A 14,150-nucleotide genomic window follows, 5' to 3' on the forward strand; every position below is an offset into this window, starting at 1 on the left:
CACTTCAACGGGTGTGCCCATGATAGGTTGCGACTGCGAGATATGCACCTCGGATAACCCGAAGAACAGGCGTACCAGGTCTTCGGCGCTGATACGCACAGGCGGCGAGGGGGGGGAGGGGGGCACGGGGGGCGGAAATATTCTCATCGACACCTCGACCGACCTGAGGGCGCAGTCGCTCGCCGCGGGCATGGAGAGGGTGGACGCCGTGCTCTTCACGCACCACCACGCCGACCACATCCACGGCATAGACGAGCTCAGGGCCTTCAACTTCATACAGAAGCAGGCCATACCGTGCTACGGCTCGGAGCGCACGATAGAGAGGGTAAGGGGCCTTTTCGAATACATCTTCACCGACACCTCGTACGACGGCTGGAAGCCGCAGCTTGAGACCGAGGTGGCGGACGTGTCCTTTACGCTCTTCGGGGTCGAGGTGGTCCCGGTGGAGGTCCGGCACGGGCAGGCCCTGATCCTCGGCTTCCGCGTCGGCGACGTTGCGTACCTGACCGACTGCAGCGCTATACCGCCGTCGAGTATGGAGTTGCTCGACGGGCTCGAACTCCTCGTGCTGGGCGCGCTCAGGCAGAGCCCGCACCCGAGCCACTTCAGTATAGACGAGGCCGTCGACGCGGCCCGAGAGATAGCCCCCCGGAGGACCGTGCTTACGCATCTCAGCCACAACGTAGACTACGAGAAGGACGGCGCCGCCCTGCCGCCGGGCGTGGAGCTCGCCTATGACGGTATGGAGATAGAGATATGAACGGGTTTATAAAGAGCTCTCTCCTCTTTCTCTTCTTCGGATGCCTGGTGGTCTTCTTCGCGGCCGCCTCACGGCCGCTGGAGGCCCATGCCCCGCCCGTAAGCGTCCGGATAACACCGGGTGGGCCGGGGGGGGTGGGGGGGGTAGGCCAGGGAGACGTCGTTGCCGTAACCGTAAGAGGGGGGATAGGGGGAGGGGAGGAGATTTTATCGGTCCTTGGCTCTCTCGGAGAGGACCCCGTCCACTTCTTCAGGGCCGGGGAGGACAGCTTCGGCGCGCTCGTCGGTATCGACCTCGGCGTCGCGCCGGGCAGCCACGACCTGAGCCTTATTGTGGAAAGGCCGGGCGGGGTCGAGAGCTACCTCTACCGGGTTAAGGTGGCCGACGGGAAGTTCGAGACCCAGAGGATAAAGCTCCCCTCCGGTATGGTCGAGCCCTCCGGAGAGGCGCTTAAGAGGATCGCGCGCGAGCAGGCTGCGGTAGGGATGGTGTTCGATACGGTGACGCCCGAAAGGTTCTGGGAGGGTGGGTTCATCAAGCCCGTCAAAGGCAGGATGACGAGCCGGTTCGGCCTTAAGAGGGTCTTGAACGGCAAGCCCCGCTCTCCCCACAGCGGGGTGGACCTCGCCTCACCAAAGGGGAGAAAGGTCCTCGCCTCGAACTCCGGGCGCGTTGCCCTCATCGGAGACCACTACTTCAGCGGCAGGACCGTCATCGTGGACCACGGCCTGGGGCTCTATACCATGTACTCCCACCTCTCGGAGATTATCGTGGCCGAAGGCCGCGAGATAGGAAGGGGGGAGACGGTGGGGCTTGTGGGGTCGAGCGGCAGGGCCACGGGGCCGCACCTGCACTGGGGAGCGCGCCTTAACGGCGCGAGGGTGGACCCTCTTAGCCTTATGAAGGCAACGGCGGAAGAACCCCCTGAGCCCCCTGAATCCCCTAAACGCAATGGTCCGGGCGGCGGGGGGGCGTAGAGGATGCTAAGAGATTCTTTCCCGTGCAACGTAGGGACGCTTGAGAGGGCGGCGCGCTTTGTGGCGGGCTTCTTTCTGCTCTTCGTCTTCCCCGGGGATGCGGCCGCCGGCTCCTCGGGCTTTATCCTGTCGTTCTTAGGGGGGCTGGGGGTGCTCTCCGGCGCGGTAGGCTACTGCCCGATATATGCGTTCCTCAAGATCGACACCTCCGGAAAGAAGGAGGAGGGGGGGAGGGGGAGGGAGGGGCCCTCTAAGGGGTAACCTTCGTCCCGGCACGGCCCTCTAAGGCCTCTTCTATAAGCTCGGGGGTGGTTATAAAAACTTCCTTTCCGCCGTTTTCCAGAAACTCGATCGCCGCCTCTATCTTCGGCCCCATGCTGCCGGCCGGGAACTGGCCCTCCGCGAGATAACCCTTCGCCTCCTTTACGGTCATCTCCTCTATCCCCTTCTGCTCCGGCGTTCCGAAGCCGAGGTAGACCATATCTATCTCGGTCAGGTTTATGAAGAGCTCGGCCCCGACCTCGCGGGCGAGCGTGCTCGTCGCGAGGTCCTTGTCTATCACCGCGTCCACTCCGGTTAGCGTCCCGTCGGGGTCTTCGGTGACCGGCACCCCGCCGCCTCCGGCGGCTATTACGATCGTACCCGTCTCTGCGAGCTTCTTTATAACGGCGGCCTCGACCACCCTCATGGGCCTCGGAGAGGGCACGACCCGTCTGTAGGCCCCGTTCCTTCCGGCATCCTCGACCATGGACCAGCCCACCCCCCCCGCATTCCTGGTAAGCTCCTCGGCCTCCTCTATGGTGTAGTACGGGCCTATGGGCTTTGTGGGGTCGGAGAAGGCCGGGTCGTTCCGGTCGACGACCACCTGGGTGACCACGGTAACGACGTCCTCCAGCATGTGGGCCTTGCGGAGCCGGTTGTGGAGGGTCTGCTGGATCATGAACCCTATGCCGCCTTCGCTGTCAGCGTCGCATATGTATAGGGGCATGGGCGGGAGTTTTTCCTTCATGGCCTCGTTCCTTATGAGGATGTTGCCCACGATGGGGCCGTTGCCGTGGGTGATTATGACGCTCCTGCCTTCGGCCGCCATGCGTGCCATGTACTCACAGGCCTTCCCGGTGTTCTCGAACTGCTCCTCAACCGTGCCGGTTTCTCCTCTCCGTATGATCGCGTTCCCGCCGAGCGACACTATCACCTTTTTGCCGGACTCACGCATGGGCGACTCACCTCCACTTCTCGTAGTTTCTGCGGCTTTCGGCCCACTTCTCTTTTTCCCCGGTCGCGCGGTAGACACGGGTAAGCCCGTGGTGGGCGGGGGCGTAGTCCGGCCTCGTCTCGAGTATCTTCATATACGCCCGCTCGGCAGGCCCGTAGCGGGATTGCTTCAGGTGTATGCGTCCCATAGCCTTAAGCGCCAGCACCTTCCGGGGGTTTATCTCCAGGGCCCCGTTCATATAGTCGAGGGCCCTGTCGTCGTCCCCGGCATCTTCGTAGCAGAGGCCCAGGTTGGTGTACGAGGTGTCGAAGAGGAAGCGGTATGGGTCCTGTCCGTGCACCTTCGTGTTGACCGCCATGAAGAAAACGGCCAGCGCCGAGATCGATAAGAACACCGGCACGAGGCTCCGCGCCCTGACCCTCCCCGCAATCCAGTAGAGCGCGTATACCCCGAATATTATCATAAAGGGGACCGCGGGGATACGGAAACGGGCGTAGTTGAAGAACATCAGAAACGATACGAGGTAGGTGAAGAAGACAAGATAGACCACGGCGAACTTCCGCGGCTGGCCGAAGGAGAGGAAGAGGCCGAGCAGGGCCAGCGGGGCGATTATACCGAAGCCGAGGACCGGCCCTCCCAGCACCCGCGAGTGCGTCCGGTGCAGGTAGTAGTTGTGGTTGTCCGGGTACTCGTAGAAGTTCCAGAAGAGGAAGAGCTTCTTAGCTTCGAGTACGGCGTAGTCGATCTGGTTTTCGATTATATATTCAAACCCCCGGAGGAACCAGTACCGCGAGCTCTCTCCCCTGGTGAGCTCTCTCCCCGTAAGCTCCCGCGCCTTACGCCTGAAGTCCTCGTGCTCGGAGGCGGGGGTGGGGGTGACGTATGACGGCACCCTGTATGTGCCGTCCGCCTCGGGGTTGTTGCCTATATAGAAGACCTCTCCGCCTCCGCTTGTTATGAGGACCGGTTCGCCCCCGACGTAAAAATTCCTGAGGGTTATTGGCAGTATTATAATGACCGCGCCCAGGACGAATATGACGCCCTTCAATATTCTCGTCCCTTTTGATTCCAGCCCGAACCCCATGAACCAGAGCGGGACTATCGGTACGAGGAGTACTATGTTCTCTCTTACCAGGGCGGCGAGGCCGAGGAAAAGCCCGGCAAGGAGAGGGGGGAAGACGGCGCCGGGCACTTCGGAGCGCATAAGGGAGAGGGTCATCAGGAGGACGAAGAAAACGGTAAGGGAGGTCTTCATGATGACGCCGTCGTAGAGGATGAACGGCCCGTAGGCGGCCGCCGCGAGACCGGCGACGAGTGCGGGGACGGTGCCCCCGAAGACCCTCCGGGCTATGAAGTATATAAGCACGCAGCTCAGGGAACCGATGAGTATCTGGACGAGCCTTATGGTGAAGAGGTCGGTCGTTATGTACTTATAGAAGAAGGCGAGGAAGTAGGAGTAGAGCGGGCTCATCTCGAAGACCTCGCTCCCGCCGAGGATCTCCCCTCCGGCAATCCTCATCGCCTGGTTATGGTAGTAGGCCGGGTCGAGGAAGAGGCAGTCGAGGAACGGGTCGCCCTTGAACTGGTGGATATAGAGGAACCTCAGGGTGAACGCGCCGAGGAAGACGGCGAGCGGCGGAAGGAGCGGGAGGAGCCTTTCAGCGGGGCTATGGTCTTTTACGGCCATCTTGGCGCTGGCAGGATCTCCGGGCATGCGGCCCTTAGAAGTTGTCCTCGACGTACTTCTCAGCCATGAACGCCGCTATGGCTCCGTCGCCGACGGCCGTGGCCACCTGAAGGAGCGGGGTGGTACGGCAGTCGCCGGCGGCAAAGATGCCTTCGGTGGAAGTCTCCATCTTCTGGTTGGTCTTTATAAAGTCGCTCTCGTCCTTCTCGACGTCCACGAAGTAGGTGGTGGGGTTTATGCCGACGAAGACGAAGACCCCGTCGACCGCGACCTCTTTCTCCTCCGAGCTCTTGAGGTCCTTGACCACCGCTCCGGTAACACCCATCTTGTCACCCGTTACCTCTTTAAGGACGTGGCTCCACAGGACCTCGATGTTCTCGGTGGCGAGCGCTTTTTCCTGGAGTATCTTCTCGGCGCGGAGCTGGTCGCGCCGGTGGACTATGTATACCTTCGAGGCTATCTTGGAGAGGTAGACCGCTTCCTTTACGGCCGTATCGCCGCCACCGACGACCATGACGGGCTTGCCCCTGAAAAACGGCCCGTCGCACGTGGCGCAGTAGGAGACCCCCTTGCCCGTGAGCTCCACCTCTCCCGGTACGCCGAGCCTCCTGGGCTTGGCGCCGGTGGCGACTATCACCGCCTTCGTGCGGAGCTCCCCCTCGGAGGTTTTCAGGAGTTTCCCTTTTCCGTCGGGCGTTACGTTCTGCACCTCGGCCATCTTTATCTCGAGCCCGAACCCCTTTGCCTGGGCCTCGAACTTCTCCATAAGTTCCGCGCCGCTTATCGGGGGGAAGCCGGGGTAGTTCTCTATAATGTCGCTTACGGCTATCTGGCCGCCCACCACCTCCCTTTCGAGGAGGAGCGTTTTAAGCCTCGCCCTCTGGGCGTATATCCCGGCCGTGAGGCCCGCCGGCCCCCCGCCTATGATTATAAGGTCGTACATTATAGCCTCCTCAGGGCCTTCTCCTTTTTAGAATGTCAACTCCTTAAACTTTTTAGACTTTTTAAACTCTTTAAACTTCTTCAACTCATTCTATCCTTTCCAGAAAGCCGGTACAAGCAGTATCAGGAGGGTGTATACCTCGAGCCTCCCGAGCAGCATGTTGAATATGAGGACCCACTTGCCGGCGTCCGGCACCATGGAGTAGTTCGAGGCCGGTCCGACCATGCCGAGACCCGGCCCGATGTTGCCTATGGTGGCCGCGGCCGAAGAGATGGCCGTGGTCAGGTCCAGCCCGAGCCCGGCCAGCACGAGGGCCGACAGCACGAACATCATGAGGAAGAGGAAGGTGAAGCCCGTAACACCCCTGGTTATCTCCGGCGCCAGCACCCGCCCGTTAAGCTTTATCGGTATGACCGCGTGCGGGTGCACGAGCCGGTACATCTCCTTGTAGGCGAGTTTTATAAGGAGCAGCACCCTGACGCACTTTATCGCGCCCGTGGTCGAGCCTGCCGAGCCGCCGATGAACATGAGGGTCAAGAGGAGCACCTGCGAGAAGGCGGGCCACGAGCCGAAGTCCGCAGTGCTGTAGCCGGTGGTCGTCGTTATGGAGACGACCTGGAAGGAGGCGTACCGGAAGGCCGTGCCGACCCCGTCGTAGGTGCCGCCGGCGAGGTTTATCGTTACGACCGCGGTAGCGACCGCCATGACGAGCAGGTAGAACTTGAACTCCTCGCTCTTCGTGTACGACTTTACGCCCTCGCGCCAAAAACCGTAGTGGAGCGCGAAGTTCGTGGCGCCGAGTATCATGAATATCATGACGATGCCTTCGGCGTATACGTTCCCGAACGCTCCCACGCTCGCGTTCCTGCTCGAAAACCCGGCGGTGGCCACCCCGCCCACCGTATGGACGAAGGCGTCGAAGAGGCCGAGGCCCGAGAGTGTCAGGAGGACCATCATTGCCAGGGAGAAGGTAAGGTATATGACCAGCAGTAACCTGGCCATCTCCATTATCCTGGGAGTGAACTTGTCTCCGGAGATGGTGGAGGCCTCGGCCTTGTAGAGCTGCATGCCTCCGATGCCGAGGAACGGGAGTATGGCCAGGCCGAGGAGCACTATGCCCATGCCCCCGATCCAGTGGGTCATGCTCCTCCAGAAGAGCATGCCGTGAGTCATGCCCTCTATGTCGGTCAGTATCGAGGCCCCGGTGGTCGTAATGCCCGAGGTGCCCTCGAAGACCGCGTCGACGACGGAGGGGAAGGAGCCGGAGAGGAGGTAGGGCACCGAAGAGGCGAACGCCGCGCTCAACCATGAGAGCGCTACTATAAGGAACCCTTCCCTGTGGCTGACCTCGAGCCCCGACCCCCCCCTGAAGAGGAAGAAGAGCAACGCGCCCACCGTGCCGGTCACGGCTGCGGAGACCCCGAACGTGGCCGTGTCGCCCTCGTTGTAGAAGAGCGAGACCACAAGCGGCGCCAGCATGGCCAGGGCCAGGAAGATGTTTATTAGTCCTACTACCTGTAAGGCGGGACGAAACCTCATCCGGATACCTCTAAAAAGTGCTCTTTTTTACAAAGAGGGGAGGGAAATGGCGCTAAAAGTTAATCCTGTCTTGGCGCCTCTTCCTGCCCGGCCATGCGCATACCAAAGGAGGCGGAGGTGGCGTTAAAAGTATTCGGGCTTGACCATGAGGGCTTTTTCCACTTTGGGTATGGTCTTCCTGAGCGCGAAGATAACCACCTTGTCCCCCGGTTTTATGACGGTATCCCCGCGGGCGAGCGAGACCACGTCGTCCTTCACCACCGCCCCTATGATCGCGCCTTTGGGGAACTTTATTTTTCCTATGGGCCTGTTCACTATGTCGGAGGTCTCCATGGCCAGGCTCTCTATGGCCTCCACCCGTCCTTCCATGAGTGTCTTTACGGAGAGGACTTTCCCCCTCCTTACGAACTGGAGGATGTCGCTGACCGAGCAGAGTCTGGGGGAGACCGCGACGTCTATGCCGACCGTGGAGACCATTGAAAGGTACTCCTGCTTGTCTATGAGGGTGATGCACCTTTCGGCGCCGAGCCTCTTGGCCAGGAGCGAGCTGAGGATGTTGGCCTCCTCGTCGTCGGTTACGGCTATGAAGGTGTCGGTGTCGGATATATTTTCCTCCCTCAGGAGGTCCTGGTCGGTGCCGTCGCCTTTGATGACGATGGTCTTATCGAGCTTTTCGGCGAGGAAGGCGCACCGAGCTTCGTTCTTTTCGACTACCTTGGACTGGTATCCGCCGGTCTCGGTCTGCTCGGCCAGGTAGTAGCCCACGTCCCCGCCCCCGACGATCAGTACCCGGTTGCCGGTCCTTACCTCCTCGCCGCGCAGCAGCGTTACGACCCCTTTGGCTTCTTCGGCGGCGGTAATCGTAAAGACGAGGTCCCCGGCGGCGAACCGCGTGTGGCCCTGCGGGATGATGGTATCGCTCCCCCTGTAGACGGCGACTATGAGGAAGTTCTTTCCGGGGTTGAGCTTCGTGAATTTTTCCAGGCTCTTGCCCGCCAGAGGCGAAGACGCGGTCAGCCTGTACCCGACGAGTTTCAGCCTCCCGTCGGCGAAGTCGACCACGTCCACGGCGCCGGGGATCGCCATTATCTTGAGTATCCGCTCGGCGGCGACCTTTTCGGGGTTTATGTTAAGGTCGAGGTCGATGTAGTCCTCCTCGAATATGGTGGTGTAGCTCATGTAGTCGCGGTCCCTTATCCTGGCTATCTTCTTGGGCACCCTCGACTGCGTTCCGGCTATGAGGCAGGCTATCATGTTGACCTCGTCGCTGTCGGTCACGGCGATGACTATCTCGGCCTTGTCTATACCGGCGTCCATGAGCACCTGCGGGCTGGAGCCGCTGCCATGGATTACCCTGACGTCGAGCCCCTCCTTGACCTCTTGTATGCGTTTTTCGTCCTTCTCTATAAGGACCACGTCCTGGCCCTCGGAAGAGAACTTCTTCGCTATGGTGTATCCGACTACTCCGGCGCCGATAATAATGACCCTCATGACATCTCCTCCGGGTTAAGCCCTTGTCTTCATCATATCCCTTACGACCTTGAGGTTGCACGGGTCGTCGGACGCCGTTATTTTCGGCGTCTCCAGTATGACCGGCACCCCGGAGACCGCACGGTGGCCGAGGAACGCACGGAACCCCTCGAGCCCTATCATGCCGTCCCCTATGTGCTGGTGGCGGTCCACCCCCGAGCCGAGCTCCGCCTTCGAATCGTTCAGGTGGATAAGTTTCAGGTTTTCGATCCCCACATCATTGTCTATAGCTTTCATGAGCGAGTCGACCTCTCTCCGGTTCCTCATGGGATAGCCCGCGGCAAAGCCGTGGCACGTGTCGAAGCAGAGCCCCGCTCTGACCCCCTTTGCCCCGGCGATTATGCCGCCTATTGCACTGAGCTCCCTGCCGGTCTGTGAGCCCGCGCCGGCCGTGTTCTCGACGAGGACGGTCACTTCCGGCTTAAGAGCGGCCGCTACCTCCCCGAGGGCCTCTATGACCCTCTTGACTCCGAACCCCTTTTCCCTGCCCGGCGCGCTGCCCGGATGCGTGACCACATAGTCGGCGCCGAGCTTCCCGGCGAGCTCTATTTCCTTTATGAACAGCCCGACGGACTTCTTGAAGAGGCCCCTCTTCGGCGACGAGAGGTTTATCAGGTACGAGCCGTGTACGGCGACGGACCGGAGTCCGGCCGCCTTTCGCTTCGCCCTGAAGAGCTCCACCTCTTTTTTGGTTACGGGCCTCGAGCTCCATACCCTCGGGCTTCTCAGGAATATCTGTACGCAGTCGCATCCGAGCGCCGCGGCCCTGTCGACGGCCTTCGGTATCCCCCCGGCTATCGAGCAGTGTACGCCGAGCGGCATATATGGGGACCCCTTATGGCACGGTATGCTCCTTCGGTCATCTTTTCTTCTTTAGCTCCAGCGCTTTTCTGGCCGTGCTGGACAGGACCGAAGATATATTCTTGCTCCTGGAAAGGGAGGCCAGGTCCTTTTCATTGAGTTGGGCCATGAGCCTCATGGATATATTAAGGGGGGTCTTGGGGTTCGTTACCAGGGCGCTCTTTATCTGGTAGTTCTTCAACCAGTCCTTGCTCTTGGATATCTGCCTCAGAAGCTCGTCGGAGGTTCCCTTTGTCGCGGTGAGCTTCAGGATTTCGTCCTCGGTAACCCTCGGGTTTCTGAGCACGCTCTGCTGGATGACTTTGTTCGACTCCCTTATGAGCAACTCCCGCGCCTCCTTGTTGCCCATCATCGCGAACTTTACCTTGGCCCCCATGGTCATCCTCTGTATCCGTTCGTGGAGCTTTAAGGAGTCCAGATCCTCCTCCATCTTCTCGATACCTGCCGTGCCGGCCTCCTCCTCTTCGGGCCCTTCTTCCTCGTCCCCCGCCAGGATTCTCTTTACAGCGCTCAGCTGGAGCTCTCCGGTCAGGGGGTTCCCGTCGATGGTCTCGAGGATAGAGGGGGTTTTAGCTATCCATTCCTTCCTGAGGATGAGGGCGTCGAGGACCGCCGACGGTCCGGTCGAGGCGAGTTTCAGGAGGGTCTGGTCGTCGGTCTTCTCGTTAAGGGCTATCATGGTGAGCGCCGCCTCGTTGTCCTCGCAGGCTTCGGCCGCCTTTTTGAGGATCGCGGGGTCCAGGTCGCCTTCGAGCGCCTGGAGGAGCGGCTGGCCCAGGAACTCTTCGAAGCTCTTCGTCGCGGCCTTCTTTACGGCTTCGTCCTTGTCGCGGGACAGTATGTAAAGTACGGTCAGGCGGTCCGCGGGCGCGAGCTCCTCGACGGCCTTGCCCTCGGCCGCGCTGAGGCGCAGCTCCCCCGTGGTCTGGGGAGAGACGAAGCGGTAGACCTCTTTATTGACCTTCACGGCCTCTTATACAGAGCGCCATAACTGCGCATACCTTCGTTGCTCCTCGGCTCGTCGTTGCGGCGTACTGTTAAAGTACGCCTCACTCCTCGCCGTCGTCGCGCCTCGGTCTGCTTTGTTCTGACGCTCTGTATGCTCAATTTGTTTATGACGCTGTGCATAAACCTAAGCCTTCTCCGCCCTGGCGGCCTCGATAACCTTGGGGGAGAGATGGGCGGGCACCTCTTCGTAGTGGGAGAACTCCATGGTGAAGAGCCCCCTGTCGGCCGTCATTCCCTTCAGGTCGGTGGAGTAGCTTATGACCTCGGCCATGGGCACGACGGCCTTTACGACCTGGCTCCCGCCCCTGGGGTCTACCCCGAGGATCTTGCCGCGCCGCGAGTTAATGTCTCCTATTATATCGCCCATGTGATCTTCCGGCACGATAATGTCCATGTTGACTATGGGCTCGAGCAGTACGGGCCGGGACTGCTCCACGCCTTTTTTGAAGCCCATGCTGCCGGCGATCTTGAAGGCCATCTCGGAGGAGTCCACCGAGTGGTGCGAGCCGTCGTAGAGCCTGACCTTGACGTCGACTACGGGGTAGCCGGCGAGGGTCCCGTGCAGCATGGCCTCTTTTATGCCCTTTTCGACGGCCGGTATGTACTGCCTCGGTATCACCCCGCCGACTATGTTGTTGACGAACTCGAAGCCTGTGCCCCTGGGCAGCGGCGAGATCTCGAGCCAGGTATCCCCGAACTGTCCCCTTCCGCCTGACTGTTTTTTGTATCTGCCCTGTACCTGCGTGGAGGCGCGGAGCGTCTCCTTGTAGGGTATTCTGGGGGCCTTCAATTCCACCTCGCAGCCGTACTTCCTCTTGAGCTTCTCGATTGCCACCTCGAGGTGGTTCTGCCCCACCCCGGAGAGGAGGAACTCGTTCGTATGCTCGTCCCTCTTGAACTCGAGTGCCGGGTCTTCCTCCATGAGTTTATGCAATCCCTGGGGCACCTTGTCCTCGTCCGCCTTGGTCTTCGGCGTTATCGCGAAGGCGAGCGAGGCGTTGGCCGGGGGGAGCGGCGGCAGGACTATGGGGCTTTCGGCATCGCAGAGCGTGTTCCCGGTATGCGTGTCCTTGAGCTTCGAAACGGCCACTATGTCCCCGCACGAGGCCTCCGTGACCTCTTTTGTCTTGTCGCCCTCGAGGACGAAGATGTGGCCGGGCTTCTCCTTAACGCCCGTTGATGAGTTAAGAAGAGAGGCGTTTCCGGTAAGCTTGCCGGAGTATATCTTGAAGATAGAGAGTTTTCCGGTGTAGGGGTCGATGACGGTCTTGAAGACCCGCGCGGAGAGGGGGGCGTCCTCCGAGGGCTCCCTTGAGGCGTCTTCGCCGGTCTTGGGGTCCGTGCCCTTCACCGCCGCCCTGTCGAGAGGGGAGGGGAGGCAGAGGTTTACGGCGTCCATCAGGAGGTCCACGCCCATGTTCTTGTAGGCCGAGCCGAATAGCAGCGGCACGAAGTTTCCGGCGACGACCCCTTTTCTGAGCCCCGCCTTCAGCTCCTCGTCGGAGACCTCCTCGCCGTTCAGATACTTTTCCGTAAGCTTGTCGTCGCTTTCGACGGCGGCCTCCATGAGCGTCTCCCGCGCCTTATCGGCCTCCTCCTTGAGCTCTCCGGGTATGTCGGTTATCTCGGCCTTGCCGGAGAGGTCGTCGCCGTAGATGTAGGCCTTCATGGATAGGAGGTCGACCACCCCTTTGAACTTCTCGCCCTGGCCTATGGGCAGCTGGAGCGGTACGTCCTTTACCTTCAGCACCTTTTCCATATCGGCCACGGTCTCGGGGGAGTCGGCCTTGTCCTTGTCCATCTTGTTAACGAAGGCTATCCTCGGGAGGTCCGATTCGTCGGCGAACTCCCAGACCTTTTCGGTCTGGACCTTCACGCCGGATATGGCGCTCAGGAGCACCACGGCCCCGTCCGCCACGCAGAGCGAGTTCCTGGTTTCCGTAAGGAAGTTGGAGTAGCCGGGGGTGTCTATGACGGTCGTAGTGTGTTTGTCCAGGTCGTAGTGGTGGAGAGAGGCCGAGAGGGTTATCTTCCTTTTTTGCTCTTCGGGTTCGTGGTCGAGGATCGAAGTTGAGTCGTCGACCCTGCCGAGCCTTGTGGTCGCTTTGGCGTTAAAGAGCATTGCCTCGGCCAGGCTTGTCTTGCCCGCCCCCCCGTGTGCGATTAATGCGACGGTTCTCTTCTTATCAAGAGCGATACCCATCTACACACCTCCTTACTGGAAGAGTTTTAGTGTCGTGACCTGCGCGCTAAAGATATCGACCGCTTCGTCGAAGCCCCTCTCTCACCCCGCCTCCCCCCCCTCCCAGTCAGGGTTTCCGTCTCCCCCTGGGCCCTTCTTTTTCGGCTTTTTCGGCGGGGGTGGGGGCCGACATCCCGTGGCGTATCCTTCCCAGGATCCTGTTCAGGAAGTTGGATCTCTTCAGCGATGGTATTGCCGGCCTCCTCCTGACCCCGAGTTCCACCATCATAGTGTGCAACTGCTCGTTTTCCGGGTCGTGCCGGAACCCCTTCTTGACCACCGTTATGGCCCCTTTTTTATTGCCTGCCGCGACATAGACCCTGCCGAGGTTGGCGTACAGCTCGGCCTTGTAGAACTCTTTTTTTATGGCCCTTGTGCACAGATCGAGTCCGAGCCCGACCTCTCCCCACCTGACGGCCTTGCACATGCCGTAGTAGGACATGTAGAGAGCGTTCTCCTTGTCCTGCTTGTAGGCCTTTTCGAAGGCCCTGGTGGCGGCCTCCATGCTGCCGTCGCCGAGGAGCCTCTTCCCCTTATTGAACTGCGCTTTTGGCGAGTTGTAGTCTTTCTTATCTAATATTTGATTCATGTATTATCCTCAAGCCTTTAAGTGTCAGGAATTCGTCCACCTCGTCTATGACTCTACTCTCGCCCGACACAACTCCGGCAAGCCCGCCCGTGGCGATCACTTTGGGTCTGGTGCCGGTCTCTTTTTTTATCCTCTCCACAAGGCCCTCGACCAGCCCGACGAAGCCGTAGAATATGCCGGCCTGCATGCTCTCCACCGTGCCCTTGCCGATTACGGTCTTCGGCTTCCGGAGTTCCACTCTCGGAAGCCTGGCGGCCCTCCGGAAGAGCGCGTCGGAGGAGACGTCTATGCCCGGCGCTATGGCCCCGCCGGCGTACTCTCCCGCGGGCGTTACGTAGTCGAAGGTGACCGCCGTACCGAAGTCGACGACTATCAGCGGGCCCTTATGCGCGGCATACGCGGCCACGGCGTTAACTATCCTGTCCGCGCCCACTTCCCTGGGGTCGTCGGTCAGTATGGGCATGCCGGTCTTTACGCAGGGCCCTACGACCAGCGGCTCGATGCCGAGTTTGCCGGAAAGCAGCCCCGTAAAAGTGTCCTTCAGCTGCGGTACGACGCACGATACGATGCCGCCCGTTATCTCGCCCGGCTTTATGCCGGCGTTGTCAAGGAGGGCCGAGAGCACTATACCGTACTCGTCCGCCGTGCGTTCCTTCACGGTGCCGAGGCGCCAGTGTTCTTTTATATCGGCGCCGTCGAACACGCCGATGACGATATTGGTGTTGCCTATGTCGACCGCGAGGAGCATTGTTATCCCCCAGCCCCCCCGCCCCCTCCGGCCTCGACGTCTCCGGCAAT

At 60.5% G+C, this 14,150-nt stretch carries 13 protein-coding genes; 3 read left to right on the forward strand and 10 right to left on the reverse strand.

The annotated features are described in order from the left end of the window. From V3W31_00020 to V3W31_00030, 3 genes are all read left to right on the forward strand, one after another. A partial coding sequence (locus V3W31_00020) for an MBL fold metallo-hydrolase (protein ID MEE9613322.1) occupies positions 1-760 on the forward strand: 760 nt, incomplete at its 5' end. Next, entirely contained in the window at positions 757-1,737 is a 981-nt protein-coding gene (locus V3W31_00025) for a M23 family metallopeptidase (GenBank protein MEE9613323.1), read from the forward strand. The genes V3W31_00020 and V3W31_00025, both read left to right, overlap by 4 nt. Positions 1,738-1,740: 3 nt before the next feature. Beyond that, positions 1,741-1,998 carry a DUF2892 domain-containing protein gene (locus V3W31_00030; protein MEE9613324.1) on the forward strand — a complete coding sequence of 86 codons (258 nt, stop codon included), beginning with the start codon at positions 1,741-1,743 and terminating at the stop codon, positions 1,996-1,998. Here the strand turns inward: V3W31_00030 and arcC are convergent. The 10 genes from arcC to V3W31_00080 all read right to left on the reverse strand — a co-directional run bounded on the left by arcC (position 1,988) and on the right by V3W31_00080 (position 14,100). Then, positions 1,988-2,953, reverse strand: coding sequence for a carbamate kinase (gene arcC / locus V3W31_00035; protein ID MEE9613325.1), 966 nt, complete (start codon positions 2,951-2,953; stop codon positions 1,988-1,990). The genes V3W31_00030 and arcC overlap by 11 nt on opposite strands. A 7-nt stretch (positions 2,954-2,960) precedes the next feature. Further along, the gene (locus tag V3W31_00040; GenBank protein ID MEE9613326.1) at positions 2,961-4,667 is read right to left on the reverse strand and encodes a glycosyltransferase family 39 protein; all 1,707 of its coding nucleotides are present in this window, start codon (positions 4,665-4,667) and stop codon (positions 2,961-2,963) included. 7 nt (positions 4,668-4,674) lie between these two features. After that, complete coding sequence (trxB, locus tag V3W31_00045) at positions 4,675-5,583, reverse strand: thioredoxin-disulfide reductase (GenBank protein ID MEE9613327.1); 909 nt, start codon at positions 5,581-5,583, stop codon at positions 4,675-4,677. A gap of 90 nt (positions 5,584-5,673) precedes the next feature. Next, a complete protein-coding gene (locus V3W31_00050) occupies positions 5,674-7,122 on the reverse strand; it encodes a TrkH family potassium uptake protein (protein MEE9613328.1) in 1,449 nt (482 codons plus the stop codon). A 123-nt stretch (positions 7,123-7,245) separates the two neighbouring features. Beyond that, positions 7,246-8,613 (reverse strand): Trk system potassium transporter TrkA, encoded by a 1,368-nt coding sequence (gene trkA / locus V3W31_00055; protein MEE9613329.1) that lies wholly within the window; start codon positions 8,611-8,613, stop codon positions 7,246-7,248. Positions 8,614-8,628: 15 nt separating this feature from the next. Then, positions 8,629-9,474 (reverse strand): deoxyribonuclease IV, encoded by an 846-nt coding sequence (locus V3W31_00060; GenBank protein MEE9613330.1) that lies wholly within the window; start codon positions 9,472-9,474, stop codon positions 8,629-8,631. 37 nt (positions 9,475-9,511) lie between these two features. Beyond that, complete coding sequence (locus V3W31_00065; GenBank protein ID MEE9613331.1) at positions 9,512-10,480, reverse strand: hypothetical protein; 969 nt, start codon at positions 10,478-10,480, stop codon at positions 9,512-9,514. Between the two features lie 165 nt (positions 10,481-10,645). Then, positions 10,646-12,724, reverse strand: coding sequence for an elongation factor G (gene fusA, locus V3W31_00070; GenBank protein MEE9613332.1), 2,079 nt, complete (start codon positions 12,722-12,724; stop codon positions 10,646-10,648). A 106-nt stretch (positions 12,725-12,830) separates the two neighbouring features. Further along, a complete protein-coding gene (locus tag V3W31_00075) occupies positions 12,831-13,352 on the reverse strand; it encodes a tetratricopeptide repeat protein (protein MEE9613333.1) in 522 nt (173 codons plus the stop codon). Beyond that, a complete protein-coding gene (locus tag V3W31_00080; GenBank protein ID MEE9613334.1) occupies positions 13,333-14,100 on the reverse strand; it encodes a type III pantothenate kinase in 768 nt (255 codons plus the stop codon). The genes V3W31_00075 and V3W31_00080 overlap by 20 nt, the downstream gene beginning before the upstream one ends. Positions 14,101-14,150: the final 50 nt, after the last annotated feature.

The sequence above is a fragment of the Thermodesulfobacteriota bacterium genome, assembly GCA_036482575.1.
Taxonomy (GTDB): domain Bacteria; phylum Desulfobacterota; class GWC2-55-46; order GWC2-55-46; family JAUVFY01; genus JAZGJJ01.

What these genes read in the sequence shown, in the direction of transcription:
- trxB (MEE9613327.1), bottom strand. Translation starts at nt 5,583, where the DNA reads ATGTACGACCTTATAATCATAGGCGGGGGGCCGGCGGGCCTCACGGCC.
- V3W31_00030 (MEE9613324.1), top strand. Translation starts at nt 1,741, where the DNA reads ATGCTAAGAGATTCTTTCCCGTGCAACGTAGGGACGCTTGAGAGGGCG.
- V3W31_00075 (MEE9613333.1), bottom strand. Translation starts at nt 13,352, where the DNA reads ATGAATCAAATATTAGATAAGAAAGACTACAACTCGCCAAAAGCGCAG.
- trkA (MEE9613329.1), bottom strand. Translation starts at nt 8,613, where the DNA reads ATGAGGGTCATTATTATCGGCGCCGGAGTAGTCGGATACACCATAGCG.
- arcC (MEE9613325.1), bottom strand. Translation starts at nt 2,953, where the DNA reads ATGCGTGAGTCCGGCAAAAAGGTGATAGTGTCGCTCGGCGGGAACGCG.
- V3W31_00040 (MEE9613326.1), bottom strand. Translation starts at nt 4,667, where the DNA reads ATGCCCGGAGATCCTGCCAGCGCCAAGATGGCCGTAAAAGACCATAGC.
- V3W31_00080 (MEE9613334.1), bottom strand. Translation starts at nt 14,100, where the DNA reads ATGCTCCTCGCGGTCGACATAGGCAACACCAATATCGTCATCGGCGTG.
- V3W31_00025 (MEE9613323.1), top strand. Translation starts at nt 757, where the DNA reads ATGAACGGGTTTATAAAGAGCTCTCTCCTCTTTCTCTTCTTCGGATGC.
- fusA (MEE9613332.1), bottom strand. Translation starts at nt 12,724, where the DNA reads ATGGGTATCGCTCTTGATAAGAAGAGAACCGTCGCATTAATCGCACAC.
- V3W31_00050 (MEE9613328.1), bottom strand. Translation starts at nt 7,122, where the DNA reads ATGAGGTTTCGTCCCGCCTTACAGGTAGTAGGACTAATAAACATCTTC.
- V3W31_00060 (MEE9613330.1), bottom strand. Translation starts at nt 9,474, where the DNA reads ATGCCGCTCGGCGTACACTGCTCGATAGCCGGGGGGATACCGAAGGCC.